Source organism: Priestia sp. JSM ZJ58 (assembly GCF_044383985.1).
GTDB classification, from domain to species: Bacteria; Bacillota; Bacilli; order Bacillales; family Bacillaceae_H; genus Priestia; species Priestia zanthoxyli.
This window is the reverse complement of sequence record NZ_JBISEM010000001.1, coordinates 310,113-334,599: the sequence shown is the minus strand read 5'-3', so window position 1 is coordinate 334,599 and position 24,487 is coordinate 310,113. Positions and strand designations below refer to the sequence as shown.

31 protein-coding genes are annotated in these 24,487 nt (G+C 38.0%); 7 read left to right on the top strand and 24 right to left on the bottom strand.

The genetic code is table 11. The features are described 5' to 3' along the window. Positions 1 to 43: 43 nt before the first annotated feature. The 3 genes from lepA to gpr form a co-directional block, all read right to left on the bottom strand. Positions 44 to 1,867, bottom strand: coding sequence for a translation elongation factor 4 (gene lepA, locus ACH6EI_RS01670; RefSeq protein ID WP_013059246.1), 1,824 nt, complete (start codon positions 1,865 to 1,867; stop codon positions 44 to 46). Positions 1,868 to 1,995: 128 nt separating this feature from the next. After that, complete coding sequence (locus tag ACH6EI_RS01665) at positions 1,996 to 2,331, bottom strand: YqxA family protein (RefSeq protein ID WP_099331295.1); 336 nt, start codon at positions 2,329 to 2,331, stop codon at positions 1,996 to 1,998. 84 nt (positions 2,332 to 2,415) lie between these two features. Continuing rightward, complete coding sequence (gpr, locus tag ACH6EI_RS01660) at positions 2,416 to 3,528, bottom strand: GPR endopeptidase (protein ID WP_028411658.1); 1,113 nt, start codon at positions 3,526 to 3,528, stop codon at positions 2,416 to 2,418. 256 nt (positions 3,529 to 3,784) lie between these two features. Here gpr and rpsT point away from each other — a divergent pair, with 256 nt between their 5' ends. Beyond that, complete coding sequence (gene rpsT, locus ACH6EI_RS01655) at positions 3,785 to 4,051, top strand: 30S ribosomal protein S20 (protein ID WP_013085065.1); 267 nt, start codon at positions 3,785 to 3,787, stop codon at positions 4,049 to 4,051. Between the two features lie 34 nt (positions 4,052 to 4,085). Here the strand turns inward: rpsT and holA are convergent, their stop codons facing one another. Further along, complete coding sequence (holA, locus tag ACH6EI_RS01650) at positions 4,086 to 5,102, bottom strand: DNA polymerase III subunit delta (RefSeq protein WP_099331296.1); 1,017 nt, start codon at positions 5,100 to 5,102, stop codon at positions 4,086 to 4,088. Between the two features lie 327 nt (positions 5,103 to 5,429). Between holA and ACH6EI_RS01645 the strand changes: the two genes are divergently transcribed. After that, positions 5,430 to 5,564: a YqzM family protein gene (locus ACH6EI_RS01645; RefSeq protein ID WP_013059251.1), complete on the top strand. Its 135-nt coding sequence runs from the start codon at positions 5,430 to 5,432 to the stop codon at positions 5,562 to 5,564. A gap of 57 nt (positions 5,565 to 5,621) precedes the next feature. Here ACH6EI_RS01645 and ACH6EI_RS01640 read toward each other — a convergent pair whose 3' ends face one another. The 3 genes from ACH6EI_RS01640 to ACH6EI_RS01630 all read right to left on the bottom strand — a co-directional run bounded on the left by ACH6EI_RS01640 (position 5,622) and on the right by ACH6EI_RS01630 (position 9,274). After that, the gene (locus ACH6EI_RS01640) at positions 5,622 to 7,913 is read right to left on the bottom strand and encodes a DNA internalization-related competence protein ComEC/Rec2 (protein ID WP_108674862.1); all 2,292 of its coding nucleotides are present in this window, start codon (positions 7,911 to 7,913) and stop codon (positions 5,622 to 5,624) included. A 68-nt stretch (positions 7,914 to 7,981) separates the two neighbouring features. Continuing rightward, complete coding sequence (locus tag ACH6EI_RS01635; RefSeq protein WP_028411661.1) at positions 7,982 to 8,548, bottom strand: ComE operon protein 2; 567 nt, start codon at positions 8,546 to 8,548, stop codon at positions 7,982 to 7,984. Between the two features lie 90 nt (positions 8,549 to 8,638). After that, complete coding sequence (locus ACH6EI_RS01630; protein ID WP_099000498.1) at positions 8,639 to 9,274, bottom strand: helix-hairpin-helix domain-containing protein; 636 nt, start codon at positions 9,272 to 9,274, stop codon at positions 8,639 to 8,641. Positions 9,275 to 9,370: 96 nt separating this feature from the next. Between ACH6EI_RS01630 and comER the strand changes: the two genes are divergently transcribed. After that, complete coding sequence (gene comER, locus ACH6EI_RS01625; RefSeq protein WP_099000499.1) at positions 9,371 to 10,201, top strand: late competence protein ComER; 831 nt, start codon at positions 9,371 to 9,373, stop codon at positions 10,199 to 10,201. A 40-nt stretch (positions 10,202 to 10,241) separates the two neighbouring features. On the opposite strand, the gene ACH6EI_RS01620 is transcribed toward comER, so the two are convergent. Genes ACH6EI_RS01620 through ACH6EI_RS01585 form a run of 8 tightly spaced genes read right to left on the bottom strand, consistent with a single transcriptional unit; the run spans position 10,242 to position 15,334 of the window. Beyond that, entirely contained in the window at positions 10,242 to 11,000 is a 759-nt protein-coding gene (locus ACH6EI_RS01620; protein WP_099331297.1) for a class I SAM-dependent DNA methyltransferase, read from the bottom strand. Beyond that, positions 10,997 to 11,350, bottom strand: coding sequence for a ribosome silencing factor (gene rsfS, locus ACH6EI_RS01615; RefSeq protein WP_013085071.1), 354 nt, complete (start codon positions 11,348 to 11,350; stop codon positions 10,997 to 10,999). The genes ACH6EI_RS01620 and rsfS overlap by 4 nt, the downstream gene beginning before the upstream one ends. Continuing rightward, positions 11,343 to 11,915, bottom strand: coding sequence for a bis(5'-nucleosyl)-tetraphosphatase (symmetrical) YqeK (yqeK, locus tag ACH6EI_RS01610; protein ID WP_028411664.1), 573 nt, complete (start codon positions 11,913 to 11,915; stop codon positions 11,343 to 11,345). Before yqeK ends, rsfS begins: the two co-directional genes overlap by 8 nt. Then, the gene (locus ACH6EI_RS01605; protein WP_025750563.1) at positions 11,902 to 12,474 is read right to left on the bottom strand and encodes a nicotinate-nucleotide adenylyltransferase; all 573 of its coding nucleotides are present in this window, start codon (positions 12,472 to 12,474) and stop codon (positions 11,902 to 11,904) included. Before ACH6EI_RS01605 ends, yqeK begins: the two co-directional genes overlap by 14 nt. Before the next feature lie 60 nt (positions 12,475 to 12,534). Then, the gene (gene yhbY, locus ACH6EI_RS01600) at positions 12,535 to 12,834 is read right to left on the bottom strand and encodes a ribosome assembly RNA-binding protein YhbY (protein ID WP_013059260.1); all 300 of its coding nucleotides are present in this window, start codon (positions 12,832 to 12,834) and stop codon (positions 12,535 to 12,537) included. Between the two features lie 18 nt (positions 12,835 to 12,852). After that, positions 12,853 to 13,692, bottom strand: coding sequence for a shikimate dehydrogenase (gene aroE, locus ACH6EI_RS01595; protein ID WP_099000501.1), 840 nt, complete (start codon positions 13,690 to 13,692; stop codon positions 12,853 to 12,855). Between the two features lie 19 nt (positions 13,693 to 13,711). Continuing rightward, entirely contained in the window at positions 13,712 to 14,818 is a 1,107-nt protein-coding gene (gene yqeH, locus ACH6EI_RS01590) for a ribosome biogenesis GTPase YqeH (RefSeq protein WP_028411666.1), read from the bottom strand. 3 nt (positions 14,819 to 14,821) lie between these two features. Next, the gene (locus ACH6EI_RS01585) at positions 14,822 to 15,334 is read right to left on the bottom strand and encodes a YqeG family HAD IIIA-type phosphatase (RefSeq protein WP_013059263.1); all 513 of its coding nucleotides are present in this window, start codon (positions 15,332 to 15,334) and stop codon (positions 14,822 to 14,824) included. Positions 15,335 to 15,883: 549 nt separating this feature from the next. On the opposite strand from ACH6EI_RS01585, the gene ACH6EI_RS01580 reads away from it, so the two are divergent. Next, a complete protein-coding gene (locus tag ACH6EI_RS01580) occupies positions 15,884 to 16,024 on the top strand; it encodes a sporulation histidine kinase inhibitor Sda (protein WP_013059264.1) in 141 nt (46 codons plus the stop codon). Positions 16,025 to 16,097: 73 nt separating this feature from the next. On the opposite strand, the gene ACH6EI_RS01575 is transcribed toward ACH6EI_RS01580, so the two are convergent. Beyond that, positions 16,098 to 16,880 carry a phosphatidylserine decarboxylase gene (locus ACH6EI_RS01575; protein WP_028411667.1) on the bottom strand — a complete coding sequence of 261 codons (783 nt, stop codon included), beginning with the start codon at positions 16,878 to 16,880 and terminating at the stop codon, positions 16,098 to 16,100. 114 nt (positions 16,881 to 16,994) lie between these two features. Here ACH6EI_RS01575 and pssA point away from each other — a divergent pair, with 114 nt between their 5' ends. Further along, the gene (pssA, locus tag ACH6EI_RS01570) at positions 16,995 to 17,534 is read left to right on the top strand and encodes a CDP-diacylglycerol--serine O-phosphatidyltransferase (RefSeq protein WP_013059266.1); all 540 of its coding nucleotides are present in this window, start codon (positions 16,995 to 16,997) and stop codon (positions 17,532 to 17,534) included. A 175-nt stretch (positions 17,535 to 17,709) separates the two neighbouring features. On the opposite strand, the gene ACH6EI_RS01565 is transcribed toward pssA, so the two are convergent. Beyond that, the gene (locus ACH6EI_RS01565) at positions 17,710 to 17,859 is read right to left on the bottom strand and encodes a hypothetical protein (protein ID WP_014458166.1); all 150 of its coding nucleotides are present in this window, start codon (positions 17,857 to 17,859) and stop codon (positions 17,710 to 17,712) included. Between the two features lie 216 nt (positions 17,860 to 18,075). On the opposite strand from ACH6EI_RS01565, the gene sigK reads away from it, so the two are divergent. Next, the gene (sigK, locus tag ACH6EI_RS01560; protein ID WP_013059268.1) at positions 18,076 to 18,804 is read left to right on the top strand and encodes an RNA polymerase sporulation sigma factor SigK; all 729 of its coding nucleotides are present in this window, start codon (positions 18,076 to 18,078) and stop codon (positions 18,802 to 18,804) included. 169 nt (positions 18,805 to 18,973) lie between these two features. Here the strand turns inward: sigK and ACH6EI_RS01555 are convergent, their stop codons facing one another. The 6 genes from ACH6EI_RS01555 to ACH6EI_RS01530 form a co-directional block, all read right to left on the bottom strand. Further along, positions 18,974 to 19,114, bottom strand: a complete 141-nt coding sequence (locus ACH6EI_RS01555; RefSeq protein ID WP_014458165.1) for a YrzI family small protein — start codon at positions 19,112 to 19,114, stop codon at positions 18,974 to 18,976. 389 nt (positions 19,115 to 19,503) lie between these two features. Next, entirely contained in the window at positions 19,504 to 19,734 is a 231-nt protein-coding gene (locus ACH6EI_RS01550) for a YrhC family protein (protein WP_028411668.1), read from the bottom strand. Between the two features lie 81 nt (positions 19,735 to 19,815). Then, positions 19,816 to 20,949: a bifunctional cystathionine gamma-lyase/homocysteine desulfhydrase gene (locus tag ACH6EI_RS01545; protein ID WP_028411669.1), complete on the bottom strand. Its 1,134-nt coding sequence runs from the start codon at positions 20,947 to 20,949 to the stop codon at positions 19,816 to 19,818. A gap of 1 nt (position 20,950) precedes the next feature. Beyond that, positions 20,951 to 21,874 carry a PLP-dependent cysteine synthase family protein gene (locus ACH6EI_RS01540; RefSeq protein ID WP_108674316.1) on the bottom strand — a complete coding sequence of 308 codons (924 nt, stop codon included), beginning with the start codon at positions 21,872 to 21,874 and terminating at the stop codon, positions 20,951 to 20,953. A 143-nt stretch (positions 21,875 to 22,017) separates the two neighbouring features. Continuing rightward, entirely contained in the window at positions 22,018 to 22,713 is a 696-nt protein-coding gene (mtnN, locus tag ACH6EI_RS01535) for a 5'-methylthioadenosine/S-adenosylhomocysteine nucleosidase (RefSeq protein WP_028411671.1), read from the bottom strand. 17 nt (positions 22,714 to 22,730) lie between these two features. Next, a complete protein-coding gene (locus ACH6EI_RS01530; protein ID WP_028411672.1) occupies positions 22,731 to 23,372 on the bottom strand; it encodes a class I SAM-dependent methyltransferase in 642 nt (213 codons plus the stop codon). Between the two features lie 138 nt (positions 23,373 to 23,510). Here ACH6EI_RS01530 and ACH6EI_RS01525 point away from each other — a divergent pair, with 138 nt between their 5' ends. Then, positions 23,511 to 23,726 (top strand): DUF2536 family protein, encoded by a 216-nt coding sequence (locus ACH6EI_RS01525; RefSeq protein WP_013085082.1) that lies wholly within the window; start codon positions 23,511 to 23,513, stop codon positions 23,724 to 23,726. 13 nt (positions 23,727 to 23,739) lie between these two features. Here the strand turns inward: ACH6EI_RS01525 and ACH6EI_RS01520 are convergent, their stop codons facing one another. Next, entirely contained in the window at positions 23,740 to 24,390 is a 651-nt protein-coding gene (locus ACH6EI_RS01520; RefSeq protein ID WP_013085083.1) for a YrrS family protein, read from the bottom strand. Between the last annotated feature and the right edge of the window lie 97 nt (positions 24,391 to 24,487).

The following is a 24,487-nucleotide window of genomic DNA, read 5'->3' as shown; positions in this document are numbered from 1 at the left end:
TTTCAAAACTAATTTGACATGTTAAATAATAGAATTTCAGCTATTAATCTTCGTCCATGCGAAGCACAGCCATGAATGCTTCCTGCGGTACTTCAACAGAACCGACCTGCTTCATACGTTTTTTACCTTCTTTTTGTTTTTCAAGAAGTTTACGTTTACGAGAGATATCTCCTCCGTAACATTTTGCTAAAACGTTTTTGCGAATGGCTTTAATTGTTGAACGCGCCACAATTTTTTGACCGATTGCCGCTTGAATCGGCACTTCGAACTGTTGACGTGGAATAAGCTCTTTAAGCTTTTCTACAATGACTTTACCACGATCATAAGCTGAATCTCTGTGAACGATAAAGGACAGCGCATCGACCGTTTCACCGTTTAAAAGAATATCCATCTTCACAAGCTTCGAAGGCTGATATCCGATAAGCTCGTAGTCAAACGACGCGTAGCCTTTTGTATTTGATTTTAGTTGATCAAAGAAATCATATACAATTTCAGCCAGCGGAATTTCGTATACAATACTCACGCGATTAGCATCCAAGTACTGCATATCAATAAAGTTGCCTCGCTTCTTCTGACAAAGCTCCATCACAGCACCAACATAATCGTTTGGTACCATCATTGTGGCCTTCACATACGGTTCTTCCACGCGTTCAATCTTTTGTGGGTCCGGCATATTAGAAGGGTTATCTACAGACAGATGAGTCTCGTCTGTTAAATATACGTCATAAATAACGCTTGGAGCTGTTGTAATTAAATCAATTTTAAATTCACGCTCAATACGCTCTTGGATAATCTCCATGTGAAGCAGTCCTAAGAATCCACATCGGAAACCAAACCCTAAGGCCTGAGACGTCTCTGGCTCAAACTGAAGTGCAGAGTCATTTAGCTCTAACTTTTCTAGTGCTTCACGAAGATCGTTATACTTCGCTGTATCAATCGGATACAGTCCGCAGTATACCATTGGATTCAGACGACGATAGCCAGGAAGAGGTTCACTTGCTCCGTTTTTGGCAAGAGTAATCGTGTCCCCTACTCGCGTATCTCCAACATTTTTAATAGCTGCTGTTAAAAACCCTACGTCGCCAACAGAAAGTTCATCTTTAGCAACGGCTTTTGGCGTTAACACACCTAGCTCCGTTACCTCAAACTCTTTTCCTGTTGCCATCATTTTAATTTTGTCGCCTACTTTTACTCGTCCCTGTACGATACGAATAGATGCAACTACACCTCGGTATGCATCATAAAATGAATCAAAGATTAGCGCTTGAAGCGGTGCATCTGGATCCCCTTCAGGAGCAGGAACTTTTTCAACAATTTGTTCTAAAATTTCTTCGATTCCAATTCCTGCTTTAGCTGAAGCTAATACAGCTTCCGACGCATCTAATCCAATTACGTCTTCAACCTCTTGGCGCACTCGCTCTGGCTCTGCGCTCGGCAGGTCAATCTTATTGATGACAGGTAAAATTTCAAGGTTGTTATCAAGCGCTAAATATACGTTTGCTAGTGTTTGAGCTTCAATACCTTGAGCTGCATCTACTACTAGAATAGCACCTTCACACGCGGCTAAACTTCGCGACACTTCATATGTAAAATCGACGTGTCCCGGTGTGTCAATTAGATGAAAAGTATACTCTTCTCCATCTTTTGCTTTGTATTGAAGCTGCACAGCATTTAATTTAATGGTAATTCCACGTTCACGTTCTAAATCCATCGAATCTAAAAGCTGAGCTTTCATTTCTCGCTGTGTTAACGCATTTGTTTTTTCTAAAATACGGTCTGCTAATGTTGACTTACCGTGGTCTATATGAGCAATAATCGAAAAGTTTCTGATTTTCGATTGTCGTTTCAATCTTGCTTCTCTATCCATATTTTTTTCACTCCTACTGAAAATCGGCAAAATACACTAAACTAAATTATAACAACACATTCGTCAACATTCAATAAGCATTCCATTGGGGATTTTTCCATACAAAAAAGCAGAAAGAGATTCTGCTTTTAATTAAGAAGATGATGGATAGCCTTAAAAGCTTTCCCTATTGTACTTTTCACGCCTTCCGCTAGACTTTGACCTAGCGAGGAGAAAAAGTTAAAAGCCTTTCGTTTTTCTAAAAGCTGCTGTTTTTCATCAATGTTCACAACTTTTTTTGAACCTAAAACAGCAGCTTCCACCTGACCATCTGACGTTTTAGACACATTAATAACATGTTCAATCGAAGGATCATTATATCCCTTCATTTTAATCAGCCCTTGCTGAGCCGTCTGCATTCCTAAAAATACGACGAACAGTAAAAAAATAGTTAGCACTACTGATTTTAAAATAAATTTAATCATATTATTAGGCCCCTTACTTCTTTATCTTCTGTAGTACTAACCATTATGACTATATTCTGAAGAACTCATTCATCTAAAAGCGTATTAATGAGTATATGCCCCAAAGTTCTCTTGGTCCACTTCATGATGCAAAGCAGCGTTAAGTCCTCCTGCAACTACATTAGCCATATCTTCAATAAACATATCCACTTCTTTTGGTGTAACCATCAAATTATGACCTAAAGGTGCAAGCACTTCATGAATAAGACGTCTTTTTTCTTCATCGGGAAGAGTGCCAATCATACCGAGATACGTTTGACGCTGCTCTTCATTGGGTAAATCATCCTCCGTGAGCTTCTTTTTTTCTCCAAACGTCATACCGGACGGAAGCAGCGACTTAGACGGCTTTCCCTGCTCTTTCATTTCTCGGCCAAAATGTTTTAAGATAAAGTCAATTGTATCGCTTGTAATGGACACAGCATCCACCACCGTTGGAATACCTATTGCAATAACTGGAATGCCAAGTGTTTCATAACTGATTTCTTTGCGCTTGTTTCCAACCCCAGACCCAGGATGAATACCTGAATCTGAAATTTGAATGGTAGCATTTACCCGTTCAATCGAACGAGCGGCCAGCGCATCGATTGCAATAATAAAATCCGGATTCACTTTCTTTACAACGCCAAAGATAATATCACTTGTCTCAATACCCGTCATTCCCATTACTCCCGGAACAATGGCGCTAACGGGTCTAAAGCCATCTTGCACGCTTTCAGGCTGTAACTCAAACAAATGTCTTGTAATCAACAAATTATCTACTGCCTTTGGTCCAAGCGCATCTGGTGTCACACTTAAGTTTCCAAGACCCACTACAAGACAGCTAGCATCATCTGGAATGTTGAGGCTTTTAATAAAAAAATTCAGCTCTTTAGCAAATACTTCTTCCATAGCCTCTTGCTTTTCAGTATCCTGCTCGCGAATGCCTACCGATTCAAGGGTTACATATCGGCCTTTTTTCTTACCGATTGCTTCTGCGCCCTCTTCCGTAATTTCTACCATTGAAATTTTGACACCTTGTTCTTCTTTTTCTTTTACAATTACGCCGTTGATTTCTGACTGGTTATTCGGTTTAGGCTGATTTTCTAACGCTATGTCTTTTGCTTCGACAGCTAAATCCGTGCGCACGCTATATTGACTTAAATCAAGTTCTTTTTCCATTTCTTAACCTCCTAGACAATCTTTGTTGAAATTATTGTCACCGAGGACTGGCAGATTCATGCATTTAAGAAACGAAAAGTAGAAGGAAGGGCGCAATATCAGCTACAAGCTTTTAAAGAGAGGTCTGTCATATAAAATTCCTTGTCAAGGCTATTGCATTCTGTCCTTGTGTTTGATAAAATATCTTTTGTTCTTATTGTGAAGAATGTCGAGTTCTATATAATCTCGATTGTTATCATTTCGGGAGGTGAAACGGATGCCAAACATTAAATCAGCTATCAAACGTGTAAAAACTACTGAAGCTCGCCGTGCTCATAACATTCAAGCTAAATCAGCTATGCGTACTGCAATCAAAAACTTTGAAGCTTTAGTTGAAAACAACGATGTAGATAACGCAAAAGCAGCATTTGCTGTTGCTTCTAAAAAATTAGACAAAGCCGCACAATCTGGTCTTATCCACAAAAATGCTGCAGCTCGTCAAAAATCTCGCTTAGCAGTAAAACTTAACGGTTTATCTGCATAATTGAGACAAAAACGATCCCATTAGGATCGTTTTTTTATTGCGCTCTTTTTAATAAAAACAGCTGTAAAATAAGCGCTTTATCCATTTTTCCCGTCTTCATTTCATAATCTGCCTCTGCTAAATCCTTTAAAATTCCTTTAAGCTGCTGTTCCTCAAAACTTCTGCTCTGCTGCAAAGCGATTTTCACACGAAACGGATGAACCTTAATCGTTTGAGCAATTTGCTGCTGACCGTACCCTTGACTAGACAGCTGCTTCGTATGATAAATTAAACGAAACTGCGTCGCTAACAAAGATAAAATTTTAATAGGCTCTTCGTTGTTACGCAGCAAATCCTGATACATATTTAAAGCGATAGAAACCTTTCGCTGAATAACAGCGTCAATAAGCGTAAATACGTTTTGTTCAAGCGTTTTTGCCACAAGCTTAAGCACTACTTCTTTTGTAATGACTCCTCCTTGTCCAACGTATAACACCATTTTTTCAATTTCATTTGTCACAAGCGTTACATTAAGCCCCACAAGCTGAATAAGCAGCGTTTCAGCATCTTCATCCATATTCACTCCATCTTTTGAAAGCAAATTATGAATCCACTGCTTCATTTCTTTTTCACCAAATTCGTTCGCTTCGATGTAAGCTGCTTGTTTTTTTAATAATTTTGTTATTTTTTTTCTTTCATCCAGCTTTTCATAAGGGGCTAGAAGAATTAACGTTGAAAAAGACGGGGGCTGTTCGACATATTGCTGAAGTTTTGCCAGATCATGCTCAACTTTATCTTTTGATTTTTCAGCCGTTAAAAATGCTGCATTTTTCGCAACCACTACACGCTTGTCTCCTAAAAAAGGAAGCGTTTCAGCATCTTCTAGAACTTGATCAATCGATGTCTCTTCTAAATCGTATAGGGACAAGTTAAATTCTTTATCTTCTTCATTCAACGTATAGTCGACGATTTTATCTCTAATCTTTTTACTCATAAATGCATTAACCCCGTGTATTAAATAAACGGGGGCGATATTATTTTTGGTAATACTTTTTAAGCTATCAACTGCCAACGTATATACGCTCCTCTTTTTTTATTCATCTATATTGATTATGTATAGTTACTGATAAACAAAATACAATTTCTATCGTAAAGGTGTTATGAGTTTTTGGCAACAATACAAAAGGAATTGTCTTAAAACGACAATTCCTCAGTTTATGATAAACATCAACAATATAAGCCCTAGGTTACTTATTTGTTAATGATTAAACCCTTATCTCTATTTTCTCCTCATGCTCATAAAGTATAGTTGTTAACTGTTGTCAGTTTGTGAAAACGCTTTTAAATTGTCTAGATTTTTAAAAAAAGTTAGATTATACTGTAAACAGGAGGGGTGTTAATGAACCAATTTGAAGAAAGTGTCCAAAGTAAACGAAACGACGCTGTCGATTCTGCCGTAGGATTTGGTGTTTCATTTGGCTTTTTCACTGCCTTATTTGTTATTGCAACTGTGATTCACTACTTGGGTTCGTAAAATTGCTTCAAGGCTGCTTCTTAGCAGTCTTTTTCAGTTCGTTTTTCTTACTATAGACTATGGAAGTTGCTGCGAAAACGTTCCTGACTTTTTTGTAAATTCATACATTACCCCACCATCTTCATCCGTTCGGTAAATGTACACCCCGTAGCTTTTCAGAAGCTCTAATATTTCTTGATGGGGATGACCATAACGATTTTTTTGCCCCGCTGAAACAAGCGCTACTTTAGGGTTTAAATGTTGAACAAACTCTTCTGAAGTTGAGGTTTTACTGCCATGATGACCCACTTTTAATACATCTGCTTTAAGGTTGGGAAAGTCTTTCAATATTCTTTGTTCTCCTTCCTTTTCTAAATCTCCGGTGAATAGCCATCTTAAATTTCCTAACTTAGCGTCTATTACAATTGAGCCGTTGTTGCTCGTTTCTTCGAAACCTGTCGGAGAAATAACCTGAAATAAGACACCTCCTTCTTGCCAGCTATCTCCTTGTTGAACAATTTGAACAGGCACGCTTTGTTTTTGAGCAGCGATCACCAAGCCAGTCTCTACGTCATTTAATTCGGCTTTTTTTCCAAGCACCAGCTCTCCGACAGCCACTTGTGAAAATAAATGTTGTGCCGCCCCTGCGTGATCATAATCGCCGTGTGTGATAATCATTTTATCTACCTTTGTCATTCCTTTTGAATGCAAAAAGGGAACAAGTACGTCTTCTCCCACGTCAAAAGAAGAACGGCGTTTTTGCCATGGTTCTTTTGGAAATGAAACGGTTCCTCCGGTATCGATCATATACACGCCTTTTCGATAAGGAAGCTCAATGATAAAGCAGTCTCCTTGTCCTACATCGACCATTGTGACCGTTCCTTTTGGATTCAAATAAGGATACATACATTGTGCGGCTAACAATGCCGCGAGAAGAAACATATAGCGAACGAAAAATTTCCCTGCTTCGACCGCCACAAATAAAGCATAAATGCATAGGTACATGCCCAAAAACAGCAAAATATGGGGTTTTCCCGTTACGAAATCAGCGGGAATCCACTCAAAAAAATCAAGCAATTTTTCACAAGCAAGTAAAAGAACATGAAGAATTTGCTCCAGCAATTCACTCACTCCCGGCAAGATGATACGAACAAAAAGAATGAGCAAACAAAGAGGTAATACAACAAGAGAAAACAACGGTACAAAAACCATATTTAATGGCAAACTGAGGAGAGATACTCCATAAAAATAGTACAACAATAAAGGAAGTGAACTGACTTGTGCAATCGCTGAAACAGCCATGAGCTGGCTGAAAGAAGAATGAAAACGAGGTAAAATTGTCTGACTCGATAAAATCAAGGCAAAACTAACGGCAAAAGAAAGCTGAAATCCTACATCAAATAAATAGTACGGTTTGAAAAGAAGCATGCTCATAAAAGCAAGGCTGATGCTATCAACCAAAAGAATTTTTCTTTGTATTTTTATCGATATAAGCATCAGCATACTCATAAAAACAGCTCGGACAACTGAAGCGCTGCCACCGGCCAAAACCATGTATACAGGAAGAAGCAAAAGTAAAAGCGTAATGGCTCGCTCGCGCGTTATTCCAATCCGAATGAGCAAATAAAAACACATCGCTGTCAGCAGTCCAACATGAAGACCTGATATGGCAAGCAAGTGTATTAAACCAAATTGCTGATAGCGCTTGATACTCTCTTCTTCGATCCCAGTACGCTCGCCGTAAATTAGTGCCTGCATAAATCCAGCGCCTGGATCCGACATGTTTTGTTGAATATAATTAATTCCTTTTTGACGAATAAAGGTAAGGTACGTAAGTGGAGTTAAGGTGGGGAGCTGGCATTTTGCCAAATCAAGTCTCTTGACGTTAAGCTGCCAATGAATAGACTGATGGTATAAATATTGCTGATAATCAAATGCATGAAGGTTGCGAGCAGGTGAAGGAGAAGTTAATTGCCCTGCTAATTGACAAACTTGATGAATCGTTAGCTTTTCGAGCTGCTGTTTCTCTTCCAGCGTTTTTAGTTTATAAAAAGCCATGACTTCTTCATTTTGAACCGTAAACTTAAAAGTAAGCTTGTCGCCGTCACTATGCGGAACAGATGAAATTTCGCCTGTAAAAGTAGAAGATTCAGCTAAAAGAACCGTTTTGTTATACTTATTTGCCTCAGCTAATAGGTAGACGCACAAAACGCTCAACAGTGCAGAAGCAATAACCACTTTCCTCGGACATTGTAGCCATTGAAAAATGAAAAGCACGATTAGCAAAAACAGGCTTACAGCGGAATGATTATCATATACATATAAGGCTAGCATCATGCTAAAAGCACAGTAAATATAATATCCTTTCACTTTTAGCTCCTTTCTTCTTAAAAGAAAGAGGCTTCTTACTGTTACCAAGTAAAAAACCTCTTTTACCTTTAATTTGCCGTAAACAAAGCGAGAGCTTCACGCTGTAAATTCATCACTTCTGCTTCGTCAGCTCCGCTTTTTTCTAAACGAGCGAGAACATCCGTTACAAATTGAAGCTTCTCTTTACTTTTTAAGTCAATGATTGCTTCATCAAGTTCAACTTTTGCTGTTTTCACTCCCGCCTGTTCAAATAACTCAACAGCATACGGATGATTTTTGTAATCATTAGCATAATATACTGTTTTAATTCCCGCTTGAATAAGAGCTTTACAGCAGTTTAAACAAGGAAAATGCGTGACGTATACTTCCGCATCTTCTGTCTTCACACCAAACTTAGCACACTGCAAGAGTGCATTCACTTCTGCATGGACAGTTCTTACGCAGTGGCCATCAATTACATAGCAGCCTTCGTCAGCACAATGCACGCCTCCGCTGATCGAACCGTTGTATCCTCCAGCTATAATACGTTTATCACGCACCACTGTAGCTCCAACAGCCAGACGTTCACAAGTGCTTCTTAAAGCTAGCAAATGGCTTTGTGCCATAAAATATTGATCCCATGAAATCCGGTTCATCTCATTCCCTGCCTTTTTATTTAAAACTGAATAATGATACTTTTCTCTTTCATAGTGTAGCGTTTTTTTTCCTTTTTCGTCAATAAGTCTCTACTGTACCGTAATTTGAGTTTTGATTTTTTCTAGCGACTTCTCGCCAATACCTGATACTTTTCCCAAATCCTCTACTGTTTGAAACAAGCCATTTTCCTCTCGATATGAAACGATGGCACTGGCTTTTGAAGGTCCAATGCCATTTAACGTTTGCAGTTCATCAGTGTTCGCTGTATTGATATTAACAAGGGGCTGATCATTTGAAGTTCCTGAGGAAGAAATTGAAGAAACTGGAGATGAAGGGGGGATTTCTTCTCCAGCAGCTGGAATATACACAGCCATTTCATCTTGTAGCTTGGTAGCTAAATTGAGCTGTCTTAAGTCCGCTTCTTTCGTAGCGCCTCCGGCTTGTGCTAGAGCATCTTTTACCCTTGCATCTTTCGGAAGCTGGTATACACCAGGCTTCTGAACAGCTCCTTTAATATCCACCATCACAAACGGGGAATCTTGGCTTGAAATTACTTGATTAGACGACTCTCCTTCTTTTTTTGTAGCAGAAGATTCTGCCTTGATTATATCTGAGGTTTGAAGAGAACTTTCCGGTTTCTCTCCTCCTGTTCGATAGATATAAAAAGCCAACCCAACTGCTAAGCAAATACACCCAATTAGCCATTGTTTTTTTGAAAAAGTCAACTTGTACACTCCTTTGAATTTTGAAGTAACGTCATAAATTCCATTACGTCTTCATAGTGTTTAGAAGAAAAGGCTTTTGAAGGAGGGAATGAATCAGTGAACATAGGGTTTATCGGAACAGGGAACATGGGGAAAATATTAATTGATGCGTTTATTGAATCAAAAGCCGTACGTCCTTCTAAAATTACTATTATGAATCGTACAAAAAAAAGGGCCAAAGAGATTCAACAGCAGCATAAAAAAATTCATGTTGCTGATACAGCTGAAGAAGTTGTTCACGCATCCAAAGTCATTTTTATTTGTGTTAAGCCATTGGATATTCACCCCCTTTTAATACAATTAGAACCACTGCTGACAAAAGATCACTGCATTGTATCCATTACCAGTCCAATTAGCGTAGAACAAATCGAACGCCTCATTCCGAGTCAAGCAGCTAGAATTATCCCTAGCATTACGAATCGGGCATTAGCAGGTGTTTCTCTTTTCACGTTTGGAGAAAGATGTACGCCTTTTTACCAAAATTATTTACATGAATTATTTTCATCTATGTCAAAGCCTGTGGCTATTGATCAAACGATTACCCGCGTATCATCCGATATTGTAAGCTGCGGTCCTGCATTCTTCAGCTTTTTGCTTCAACGCTTTATTGATGCAGCAGTCCAAGAAACAAATATTTCTGCAGAAGAAGCTACCGTCATGGCCAGCGATATGATTATTGGAATGGGAAAACTGTTGGAAAAAGAAATATTTACGCTTCCTACCTTGCAGGATAAAGTATGCGTAAAAGGCGGTGTAACCGGAGAAGGTATTAAAGTTTTAGAAGCTGAACTCGGAGAGATGTTTGTGCACGTATTTCAAAAAACACACGAAAAATTTGACGAAGACATTGAGCTTGTTCACAATCAGTTTGATAGTCTTATTCCATAATTTCTGTAGAAATCCTGCTTTGAAACAAAAAAAGAAGCCTCTACTCGGCTTCTTTTTTTTGCGCAGAGAAAAAGATGCGCTCACTGTTTGAAGTAGGCTTACTCATTTTGAAATCTGCACTTACTTCTATATTTATAAAACCAGCTTGGCTCAGCCATGATTGATAATGGTCAATCGACCAAGTGCGCTGAGCATGCACCTCATCAAAACGATGATATGCATCGATTTCTGCATCATAAGCAAAAAACGTAATATCATGCTCTACACGCATGTCTGTATCGTCATAGGTGCAGTTCCAAATATATGACACGTCTTCATCTACATAAGAAAAAGATTGATTTCCAAATACGTCCTTCATCTTATGCACTGAATGAACATCAAATATAAAGAGCCCACCTGGTTTTAAGTGTTTATATACACGTTGAATGGTTTCTTGAACTTCTTTATCACTTTGCAAATAGTTCAAAGAATCACAAAAGATTACTACACAATCAAACTCTTTCAATAACTCAAGTTCCGCCATGTTTTGCTGAAAAAGAGATAGCGTTACCCCTGCTTCTGCTGCCTTCTCTTGAGCTACCATAAGCATATCATCAGACAAATCAACGCCGACTACGGAGAAACCTTCTTTTGCAAATCGAACGGAGAGTTCTCCCGTGCCGCAGGCAAGGTCTAATATACTGTTAGGCTTTGTTTTTGCTTTTGCCACCTGCTGATTAAAAAATTCAGCCCAATCGTCATACGGAACGTCTGCCATTAGCTGATCATATACGTAGGCAAATTCTCCGTACCTGCTCATAGCTGTAGCTCTTCTGAACTTACAAATGGTGCATCTCCCCATAAGCGTTCTAAGTTATAATATCCGCGCTCATCTTTATGGAAAATGTGAACCACAACATCTCCAAGATCAACAAGCACCCACTTAGCCTGCTCAAACCCTTCTAAACGCTTCACAGAAATGCCTTGTTCGTGTGCTTTTTCTTTAATTTCACGAGCAATTGCCTGCACTTGTTTATCTGAGTTACCGTGACAAATAACAAAATAATCTGCCACAAGTGAGATTCCTTCCATATTTAACGCTACGATATCGATTGCTTTTTTATCATCGGCTGCTTCTACAACAAGAGATAGCAATTCACGTTCAGTCATGTGTTTGACCTCCTAAGATTAAATCATTATATGTCATCATCGTATCGGGATAAACGGCCTGATGTTTGGTCATTAAAAAAGAAATAGTATTCTTTAATGATTGAATAAGTGCTGCATTTAAGTCGGTTTTAGCTAACTCCCGCACTTCATCAACACCTGGAAATCTCCTTCCAGGTTCAATATAATCAGCAACGTACACAATTTTTTCAAGTAACGTCATGCCAGGTCTTCCGGATGTATGGTAAGCAATTGCATCCAATACTTCCTTATCCGTAATCCCTACTTCATTTCTCACTAAAAACGCGCCTACTGGAGCATGCCATAATTCGGTATTGTATTCCAATAAAGAAGGGTTCATGTTTTGATCAATAATAATTTGCTTCATCTCTTCCTTTGGACGAAACTTGGCATAGTCATGAAAAATAGCAGCCAGTTCTGCTTTTTTTTCGTCTGCTTCAAAACGTTTAGCTAATTCAATTGCTGTTTCCATTACCCCGACAGTATGAATATAACGACGTTCTGTTAACTGTTTCTTTACGATTTCTAATGCCTCAGTTCGATTCATATAATTGATTCTCCTCGATATATTGTTTAACACCAGCAGGTATAAAATAACGAATGGTTTCTTTCTTTACTACTCGTTCGCGAATAAAGGAAGAGGAGACATCAAACTGCGGAACTTCTACTTCTTTTATCGGGTAAGGGGACGTAATGGTATACCCCGGGCGCTTTACACCTACAAATGTAACCAAATTGACTAATTCATCAATTTCATACCACTTCGGCAAATATTCTACCATATCAGCACCAATGATGAAATGAAACTGATACGTTGGATATTTCTCTGTTAGTATTCTCATCGTATCATATGTATATGAAGGCTCTTTGCGCTCAAATTCAATCGGCTGCAGGGTGAATTGATCATGTTCTTCAATAGCTAGCTTTAGCATTTGTAAACGATGATATGGCTCAATAGGCTCTTTGATTGTTTTATGAGGTGGAATATATGACGGCATGAACCATATCTCATCTAATTTCAAGGCATGCAAAACCTCATTTGCCATCATTAAATGCCCCAAATGAGGCGGATTGAACGTTCCACCTAAAATTCCAATACTCTTCAACAATCCCCGACTCCTTTAATTTACTTCATTTTTAAATAGAGCGGGTTTCCCCGCTCTATTTCATTTCACTTTTGGAAGCATTAACTGCTTATTTTCACGTGATTCTTTATATAACACAATTGTATTTCCAATCACTTGTACAAGCTCTGCTTTTGTTCCTTTTGTTAATCGAGCAGCAACCGTGTCACGATCTTCGTCACAGTTTTGCAGAATGCTTACTTTTAATAATTCTCTTGCTTCTAATGCATCAGCAATTTGACCAATCATATTTTCATTGACTCCACCTTTTCCTACTTGGAAAATTGGATTTAAATGATGTGCTTTTGAACGTAAAAAACGTTTTTGTTTACCTGTTAACATAAAAACCTCCGTTGTATCTTATCTCTTAGTTAGTGTTGAAAGAACAATGTGTTCCATTGCCTCTTCGTCAGGACGGACCTTCGTCCATTTTTCAAATGCAAGTGCACCTTGCAGTACAAACATACCGACACCGTTATGAGTGCCTGCCCCTTTTGCTTCAGCCTCTTTCAAAAGCTTTGTTTTTAAAGGGTTGTAAATAATATCGCTGACCACCGCTTCTTTTTGCAATAAAGTAAGTGCTAAAGGCAGCTCATCAACGTTAGGATACATCCCCACCGAAGTGGTATTAATAATAATATCGAATGTATCTAGTTGTTTTTCCGCATCAGAAATAGACATCGCCGCCGTTTTCGTCGAAAAAGGCAGCTCATTAGCTAGTACAGCTGCTTTTTCGACGGTACGATTGCATATCGCAATTACATCGGGAGCGTGCTGAGCTGCAATTGTATAAAAAATAGCTTTTGCAGCTCCTCCAGCTCCAATAATTAAAATTCTTTTTTGGGATAAGCCGCCTTCTACTGCTTTGAGTAAAGAAGTCACATACCCCTCTCCGTCGGTATTGTATCCAATATAACGGCCATCTTGATTAACAACTGTATTTACAGCGCCAATTGCCTTTGCTAATGAATCGACTTCATCCAAATGATTCATAATATCAACTTTATACGGAATCGTGACATTAAATCCTTGAATGTTTTTATCTTTTAGCTCTCCAATAGCTGACTCAAAATGAACAGGTTCAATTGGAAAAGCCTCATAATGCGCATCCATGTTCAGACGTTTAAAGGCATCATTTTGCATCAATGGCGATAGTGAATGCCCAAGCGGATAACCAACTAGCCCATATAATGTACTCAAGATTTTTTCCCCTTTTTGTTTAAATTAAAGAATCGCGCACAAATACGCCGACTCCTTTTGGTGCATGCGCCACAACTTTTGAACCTGACTCATTAACCGTCACCCAGCCAAGCCCTGAAAAAACAATATCCGTCTTTTCATTTTTGATTGTAAATTCATGTGCAACAAGTTCAGGAAACTCACTCATTTGCTCTGGGCGCGGCGGCTGAAGCAGTTCACCTGCTTGCTTTTCATACAACTCATCTGCTTTTTCAAGCTTTGTACGATGGATATGCAAATCATTCGATACATAACATGTTAACGACTTGCGGCCTCCCTGTACATAATCTAAGCGCGCCAGTCCTCCAAAGTATAGCGTTTGCCCTTCGTTTAGCTGATAAACCTTCGGCTTTATTTCTTTTTTAGGAGAAATTAACTTTAAGTCTCGTTTATCTACATAGTGAGCCATTTGATGATGATTAATAATGCCAGGCGTATCATATAAAGACGCGCCGTTATCAAGCGGGATATCAATCATATCAAGCGTTGTGCCCGGATATTGAGACGTAGTAATAATATCTTTTTCTCCCGTTACTTCTTTAATAATGGCATTAATAAATGTCGATTTACCAACGTTTGTACATCCAACAACATATACATCTTTACCTTCGCGATAATGTTCAATGGCTTCGGCAATTTCTCGAATTCCTTGTCCTTTTTGCGCGCTCATGAGGAACACATCCACTGATTTTAGGCCAAGCTCTTTCGCTTCTCGCTTCATCCAATGAATTAGTTTATTTTTCTTTATAGACTTCGGCAGTAAATCTGCTTTATTTCCCACTAAAAGAACCTTATTATTTCCAACAAATCGATGCAAACCAGGTAACCAGCTGCCGTTAAAGTCAAAGATATCTACAACTTTTACAACCAAACCGTCCGTTTGACCAATTCCATTTAAGATTTTTAAAAAATCATCGTCTGTTAAGGAAACATCTTGTACTTCATTATAATGCTTCAAGCGAAAGCATCGCTGGCAAATAATAGCTTCTTTTTCTAATGCTGATTTTGGAGCGTAGCCAAGTTCATTCGGTCGTTCTGTTTGAATCTCCACTCCGCATCCTACGCACTGTATTTTTTCTTCACTCACGTTTTAATCCTCCCAGTTAATCATACCTTTTCGTTTCATCCAACCTAGAATTCTTCGTTCCATTTTACGGTTAAATTTCGTTACAAATCCATCTGTTTGCGCAACTGGTACAACCAAAACCGTATATACGCCTAGGCGATTTCCTCCTAATACATCCGTTAAAAGCTGGTCGCCAATGACCACAACCTCATCTTTTTGCAGCTCCATATCACGAAGAGCTCTTCTAAATGCTTTACGCATCGGTTTGCGTGCTTTATATACAAATGGAAGTCCAACTGGATCTGAAAACAGCTTGACTCGTTTCTCCACATTATTCGATACAATCGTAATTTTAATTCCACTATCTTTCATTAACTGAAACCACTCAATTAATTCCGGAGTGGCATCAGGGCGATCCCATTCCACCAACGTGTTATCTAAGTCGGTAATAATTCCTTTTATCCCGCGCTCTTTCAAATCGTCTGGCTTAATTTGAAACACGTTTTTCACATGTTCATTTGGTAAAAAAAGTTTCAACACGTATCATGCACCTCGAATATATAGTTACATACTAAAATTAACGCCGTCTATCATTATAACGACTTCTTGTTATTTTCCAACCTAAAATTTTATTCTCTTCAAAAACAGGTCTTTTCTTAGTATAAAGGATATGCCTTGTGAATGCTTTAACTTTATACAGAAAGTTATTGACAAAAGGCAGTAAACCTCCATTTGTTCGTGAGCTTACGATATATTTACCCACTGCAAACTTAAAATAAAAAATAGTGCAGAAAACGTTTATTACTTATCAAATAGGGTAAGTGGTAAACAAATTCTGTTAAAAGTTTTCGACAAAAAATGATAAGCCCAACTATGTGGATAAGGTTATACACATTATCCTCTGTTATAGTTCAGCAATTAATGGTAATTATAAACAACATACCCACATTTTATCCACCGAAAGCTGTGGATAACAGAACGATTGTTCCTTTATTTGATTCATGTTAGATTATAAATAAGGAATTTATTAGCATTTAAATATAACTTTTTAGGATATTTATTTTAGTAGGAGGTGGCGGCAATCTTATGAGAAAATTATCAGATGAGCTGCTTATTGAGTCATACAGCAAAGCAACCGAACTGCAATTAAGCCCTGATTTTATAAAATTAATTGAAGAGGAAATTGAAAGAAGATCATTAAAGATTAGCATACAAATTCCTTCTTAACGAATAAAAGAGCCTTCTTAATAAAAGAAAGCTGCATCTTCATTTATCTATCTACTCTTTTATTATATAGGCTCTATTTTTTCAAATGAGCAATTGGTTCTCCACATTTTACGTAAGAACCTGAGTGGACGTTAGAATCAAAAGTGATTGAGTTCTTCTCAAATAATAAAATGACAGTCGAGCCAAACGTGAAGTAAGCCATTTCTTCCCCTTTTTCGACTACTTCTTTTTTAGAAACCGCTTCAATGCTGTTTATAAACATGGCTCCTACTTTTACCATCAGCATGTGACCATTTTCAAATGTTAACTCCGTGAGCTTCCGGAAATTTTTCACAAGCGGTTCTTTCCCATACTTGATTCCTAATGAATTTACTGGATAAGACTTTTGTCCAACGGTCCACGTATTCCCTACTTGTGCTTTAAGAGGACTGTGAATGCGATGATAGTCTTTTGGACTAAGATAGAGGATAATAAACTGTCCTTCTATATATTTTTCAAGAATGAGATCATTTGAAACCATTTCCTGTATAGAATAAGGTTTGTTTTTTACAATCATTTCTTTTTGAGGCGTAATGACTCCATATGCTTCTATCTTTGCATCTACAGGACTGACAACGCTGTCTTTCTGCTGATCGACCGGACGGGCAGAAGGCTTCAAACGACGAATAAATAGCTCGTGTAAGTTTTGATAATGATGCAGAGGCTTGTCCATTTCTTCTTTATTTACTTTAAAAACTTTTGTATAGGAGGGTATAATAAACCGACTCCATTTAGAGAAAGTGAATTTTCGAATGAGCTTCGATGATCCCTGGTGATTCGTAAGCTCAATAAACGTTCGATACAGGTGCTGCAACAATAATTTTACCTCCACATACTGAATAGTTCTTTACTAGAATAAGGTTTGCGTCTACAATGAAATTACCATTATTTTTACCTTTAGTTCATTCCATCCTTTAAAGGAGTGAGGAAATTGTTTTTATTAGACTATCTAGATCATACAATTAAAAAGCTGAGATCCCAAGCGGCAAACTCCTTAACGATTGTTAATTTAAGTTTAGGAAGCTTTGCTATTTTATTTGTCATGAAAAATGAATTGAACTTAAGTTTATTACTAATTTTTTTAGCAGCGTTAGCAGACCGATTCGACGGCATGGTAGCCAGAAAGCTGCAAATTGAATCTGAACTTGGAAAACAACTGGACTCCATGTGCGATATTATATCATTTGGCATCGCTCCAGCTCTACTACTTTATCAAAGTATTTTATCTCACTTTGGTGCTGCAGGTTCAATTGTTACCATCTGTTACATTGCTTGCGGAGCACTTCGTCTTGCCCGCTTTAACATCACAGAAAATACTGGGTATTTTACAGGGCTCCCTATTACCGCAGCAGGTTGTTTATTAACTCTTAGCTACTTGGGCGTCCCTTATTTGCCTTCACACTTTTATATGTTTTTAATTATCGTACTCGCTTGCTTGATGATTAGTACGTTCAAGCTAAAAAAAGTATAGAGCTCCACTTACTTTTACAAAGGAATATTATCATCTTACTTCTTTTCTTAATTATAGAATAAATCATCTTCTTTAAGAAACAAAGCGAAAATTCCTTAAGAATTCTTAAAAATGAATGGTTCTATTCGGTAGGATATGTCATCTAAAAAAACTCATGCACATGCATGAGTTTTTTTTAACACCAGCAGCTAAAAAACCAATAGAAGCTTCCGAAAATTAATAACAGAACAAATAGAACAATCAACAATCCAAGTCCCCAGCCGAACCCTCCTCCGCATGGGTAAGCTGGATAATTAGGATAACAGCAGCCTCCGTAACCGTACATACTCTCCCTCCTTACACTATGAACTACTACTAGCGTATGTACATACTTTTTCTCTGTATAGGCTGGTAACTATCTCTAAAGAAAAATCTGTGGACTTTTTCAAACTCTCTTGTCCCTGGGGGGAATTTTAAACGTACAGGCAAAGACATCCTTCTTTTTACATATAGTGTAATGTTAGTCTCTCACAGGTTGATATCCCCTTATGGAGGTGAAGAGATGTCTGCATTATTTACCGCACTAGGCTATTTCTTTAAAGAATTGGTTTTCCTTGTTTCCTACGTAAAAAACAATGCGTTTCCTCAACCCTTGTCTGCTGCTGAAGAAAAGAGATATTTATCTTTAATGGAACAAGGAGATCAAGAAGCGCGAAACCTTCTTATTGAACACAATCTCCGACTCGTTGCGCATATTGTTAAAAAGTTTGAAAACACGGGAGAGGATGCGGAAGATTTAATTTCAATTGGGACAATCGGTTTAATTAAAGCAATCGAAAGTTATTCGCAAGGAAAAGGAACAAAATTAGCTACTTATGCCGCACGCTGTATTGAAAATGAAATATTGATGCACTTGCGAGCGCTCAAAAAAACAAAAAAAGATGTGTCGCTGCATGATCCAATTGGCCAGGATAAAGAAGGAAATGAAATCAGTTTGATTGATGTATTAAAATCAGAATCAGACGATGTAATTGATATGATTCAACTAAATATGGAATTAGAAAAAATAAAAGAATACATCGATATCCTCGATGATCGAGAAAAAGAAGTAATTGTTGGCCGCTTCGGTTTGGATTTGCAGGATGAAAAAACCCAGCGAGAAATTGCAAAGGAATTAAATATTTCAAGAAGTTATGTTTCACGAATTGAAAAGCGAGCGCTGATGAAAATGTTTCACGAATTTTACAGAGCCGAAAAAGAGAAAAAAAAGAGCGGAAAGAAGGAGAATTAATCCTTCTTTCCGCTCTTTTTTAAAATAATTTCCAAATGATAATCCGCAGCAAACACATCATTACTCCCCCTACTAGTCATTTAGGTGGAATCTTTCTCCACAAGCAGCCATACAACGATATATCCTTTTTGATTAATCATCATTCATCCACTCCTTTCCACTATTCAAATTAGAAATGACGATAAAATTCATACTTGCGGTCTTTTATTTCTTCTTCTAATTGTCTTACATACTGTTCATGCTTAATTTCTTCCTCTGAGTATTGACGGGACTTTATGGTAATAGTTAAAAAGAAAATATTCAGTGTCATTCCAATCACCTCCTTATACAAAAAAAACCACAGTTATGCATAAGCATCCTGTGGCTGAAAGACAATAAAAACCACAGGGCTACTATTCGCACCTGTGGTGAATTAACGTGTTTTAACGATCAAGGTAAGAAAGTTACTTGATACAGGAACACGGCCGAATAGTATACATATATAGACGATTTTTGAACATAGCCCAAACTGAATGATCCATACCTGATAAACGTCTTAACATATGACTCGACCTCCTTTTAATAAAGTATTTTCCTTACAATGGTAATTATATCCACGAACTCATAAAAAGTAAACTGTTTTTTTGAAAAATAGGGAATTTTTTTATTTTTTTAACCCTCATAAAAAAAAGACGATGGATCATCGCCTTTTTGTATCTATTATTCTTTTTCTTTCATTAATTCTTTTTTTAGTTTTTTAGTTTGATAACTAAAATAAAAAGCAAGGGCGGTAAAAAGAATAACGATCGCTTCCATTATTCCAAGCTGCATATCACTTTTTTCACCTTGGCCAATCATAACACCAATATACAAGAATGTACTTACGGCTAGAAGGACGTAAATAAAGCGGCTGTAATCTTCAATTTTTGCTTTGATGTGTTGAGCTTTCATACAATCACCTTCTCAGTAGAATGTTATAACTCTACTCTATCATAGATCTATAGGTCTATAAAAATCCTATTTTTACCACCTTTATTCCAATGCTCTTTCTAAGTCTTCAATTAAATCTTCTACATCTTCAAGACCTACAGAAATACGAATTAATCCATCTGTAATTCCTAGCTCTTTACGTCGGTCGCTCGGTATAGAAGCATGAGTCATTTTAGAAGGAATGGAAATGAGGCTTTCGATGGCTCCTAAACTTTCTGCTAATGTAAAATACTTCACTTTGCTCAGTACTTCTTCCGCTTTCTCTTCGCTTCCCACATCAAACGAAACCATTCCCCCAAAACCTCTTGCTTGCTTTTTAGCAATGAGGTGGTTTGGGTGGGTTTTTAATCCTGGATAATATACTTTTGCCACAGCAGGATGGGCAAGTAAAAATTCTACTATTTTCCCCGTGTTGAATTCGTGTTCTTCCATTCGTATTCCTAATGTTTTAATCCCTCTCATTAAAAGCCAAGAATCCTGAGGTCCTAAAATGCCTCCAGTCGCATTTTGGATAAAATGAAGGTCTTCAGCTAATTTAGGCGAATTCACCACTGCTAGCCCTGCTACAACGTCACTGTGTCCCCCTAAATACTTAGTTGCACTGTGCAGAACAATATCTGCGCCTTTTTCGATAGGATTTTGCCAATACGGCGTACTGAATGTGTTGTCAACGATGGTAAGTAAATGGTGTTGTTTAGCTACTGAAGAAGCATGCTGCAAGTCAGTAATTTTTAGAAGAGGATTCGTTGGAGTTTCAATAAAAATGGCTTTTGTGTTAGGGCGAATTTCTTTCTCGATATTTTGGATATCGCTTGTATCAATAAAAGTAGCCTCAATGCCGATACGGCTTAGTACCTTTGTGATCACTCGATACGTTCCTCCGTATACGTCATCTGTAATTAACACATGATCTCCGCTGTTAAACAGCATGAACACGGCAGTAGTAGCGGCCATACCAGATCCAAACGCAAACCCAGCATATCCTCCTTCAATTTCTTTGATAAGTTCTTCTAGGGCATGACGTGTAGGGTTACCGGTTCTCGAATACTCATATCCCGTATGTTTTCCCGCTCCCTCTTGTTTATAAGTACTCACTTGATAAATAGGAACAGAGACAGCACCCGTCTGTTCATCGCCAACAATTCCACCATGAATCAACTGTGTTTTACGTTTCATCTTATCTTCCTCCACTGTAAATATTTTTACTTAAGTACCGTTCACTGCTATCCGGAAAAATCGTGACGATATGAGCCCCTTTTTCTGCATTTTTTGCTTCGATCAGGGCTGCTTCAAAGGCTGCTCCTGAAGAGCTACCTACTAGTAACCCCTCTTTTAAAGCCAGCTCTTTCACTCTTTGAAAAGCATAAACATCTTCAACAGTATGAATAGCATTAAAATAAGATCGCTCCATATAATCAGGGATGAACTCCATTCCAATTCCTTCAGTTAAGTGAGGGCCGGATTTCCCCCCGTTTAAAATTGAACCTTCCGGCTCCACAATGACTGTTTTTAGAGAAGGATTTTTTTTTTTCAAAAATTTCGCTGTACCCATAAATGTTCCCCCTGTACCTGCTCCAGCTACAAACACGTCAACTTTTCCATCAAGCTGTTCATATATTTCTGGCCCTAAGGTTTTATAATAAGTCATAGGGTTGGCCGGATTAGCAAACTGTTGAGGACAATAAGAACCAGGGATTTCACGCAGCAGCTCTTGAGCTTTGTTTATAGCACCTTTCATACCAGCTTCAGTAGGCGTTTGAACCACCGTTGCCCCCAAAGCCTTCATAAGCTGCTGTTTTTCAATACTGAATTTTTCTGGAACACATAGTATGACGTTTATTTCGTACTGAAGAGCAGCTAAAGCCAGCCCGATCCCCGTATTCCCAGCAGTAGGCTCAACCAGCGTTCCGCCTCGCTTCAGTCTTCCAGAGCCAAGAGCTTCTTGCAGCAGTTCTTTTCCTAAACGATCTTTTACACTTCCTCCTGGATTAACATATTCCAGCTTGGCAAATATCCTGATTTCCCTAGGTAAATCAAATTGTGTAATCTCAATCATAGGTGTGTTTCCAATCAATTCATGAACGTTTTTGACTACCTTCATAATCTTGAACACCTCGCTATCGAAATAATATAACTTAACCTATAAATAAAGTAGGAATTAAGATGAAAATATAGTCTACACCCCATGTTATGACAAACGATGCAGAGTGTAGACGAAAACAAACTCTATATTTTATGAACAGCTTATTTTAATTTTGTAATAAAATTCAATACTAATTTTGTTGAATTAACAGCTGCTTTTTCTAAAAATTGCTCAAAAGAAACATTTGATTCTTTGCCGGCGATGTCAGAAAGAGCACGAAGAATAACGAACGGTACGCCAAATTGATAGCATACTTGAGCAACAGCCGCTGCTTCCATTTCAGCTGCATAAAGGTCTGGAAACTTAGAGCGAACAAACTCTACGCGCACAGGATCGTTCATGAACGAATCTCCTGTAGCAATTAATCCTTTTACAATTTTCATATCCGTTACTTCAAGAGCGCTTTCTTCAGCAAGACGAACTAGTTTTTCATCTGCTTTAAAAGCTGCAGGCAAGTTTGGCACTTGACCGTATTCATAGTTGAATACCGTTACATCTACATCATGATGACGAACTTCTGTTGAAATAACCGCATCCCCTACGTTTAACTCTGGATGGAAACCGCCTGCTGATCCTGTGTTAATAACGTAATCAGGTTTGAACTTCTCTAGTAAGATGGCTGTAGATAACGCCGCATTTACTTTTCCAATACCTGATTTTAATAATACAACCTCCACGCCGCTGATTGTTCCTGTTGAGTATTCACATCCTGCGATTACTGTTTCTTGACGATTCTCAATTTTATCGCGTAAAATCGTCACTTCTTCTTCCATTGCTCCAATGATTGCTACTTTCATTTTAAAACCTCTTTCTACTATTGTTTCGTTGCCTCCAATACCCACACAAAGTGATTAAATTGTGTAAAGGTTATGTGAAAACCATTGCTTTCAAAGATTTGCTTTAAGACAGGGATCGTTGTATAGTATTCCCTCTCTAGATCTTCTGCTAGTTGCGTATACCCTTTTTGTTTTGCCTGAACAATGGTATCAGCAAATGAATCCGCTGTTTCAAACATTGTATCGGCAAACACTATTTTACCACCGGTTTGAAGTAACTTTCCATAGTTTATCACAGCTTCTTCTTTTTCTTTATCTGTTAAATGATGAAATGCATACGTACTAACTAAGCTCTCTGCTGGAAACAACGATGTATCAAACTGTAAAAAGTCTCCCGGTGTGACTAAAACATCTGCTCCTAATTTCTGGTGTGCCAATTGTCTCATTGGCACTGACGGCTCAATTCCTACTACCGTAAGTTCTTTTTCTAAAAGTTTTTTTGTTAAGTTTCCAGTCCCTGTTCCAAATTCGATCACATGCCCTATTGAACGATTTGCTACATACTCTAAGATTTCATTATAATTGCGAAACACTTCTTTATACTGTTCATCTTTCCCGCTTACCGATGCATCATACTCATTCGCCCACTTTTCAAAGATATCTAAAAACTCTAGACCCATAAAAAACGCCTCCTTATAACTAATAATTCTTATGGATATAGTATGTTTTTAACTATCGTTTGTTCTTCATTTACAAATATTTTAAGCTTTTAACTTTCTATTTGCTATACTATAGTAATGAGGTAAGGAGGTCGTAAGATGAATTTTGAATTTGAAATGATTGAAGATAAAATAGAATTTTTTGAAGCGCCTGATGTTAAAATGCTTGAGAAACAAATTGCGGAAAAAATTGATCAAAATAAGGCGATTTTGCTTGAGGTGCACAGCGTATCTCATCAAATGTCTGTGGACTATGAACAAGGTAAAAAACTGTACTCTGCAGTTGTTCATTTCAAATTAAAAAAGCAGCGCTAGCGCGCTGCTTTTCTTATTGAAGCTTATCCACTACTGCGGGCTTCCAGCCTTCTCCATCTACCCATTCAATTTGAACGCGGTATTTTGTTGATGAGTTGCCTTTAGGACTAACCGTAGCTACGGCTTTACCTACGCCACCGTTATTCCCTAAACGCCATACGGTCATATTGCTTGGGCTAATGCCTGATCCTTCGCCTACAGCTTTTAGCATTTCGTTCCAATCCGTTGATCCTTTTTTATAAGTTGCTGCAGGTGCATCTTGTGACGTACCTACTGAATCCCATGAAGGATCTACCTTGCGTTCTGCCACGCCAGGCTCTGGATTTTTCTCTACTTCAGCCTGTGAATCTGAGTCATTTGATTCTTCATCTGTTGCTTGATCATCTTCAGAGCTTTGGTCATCTTCAGAACTTTGATCATCTGTTGCTTGATCATCTTTCGAAGAATCATCGTCTTTTTTAGCCGTCTTGTCCGTTTTTTGGTCATTTGTTTGCGGATTGTTTTGAGTTGTTTCCGCTTGGTTATCCGATTTATCCTTGTTTCCAAGAATCATCGTACCACCGACAAATACAATTAAAACTGCTACGACAGCAATTAACAGATTATATAATCGGTTTACTTTTTTTTCTTTGTTTTCGTGTCTTGAAGAACGATTGTTATTCATTGCTACAATTTCCTCCAACTTTTATAATGCTTTATTCTAACATGTGTTTTCTTATACATGAAGCATCAAAATTTATTTGAAGTATATTTGTAATATT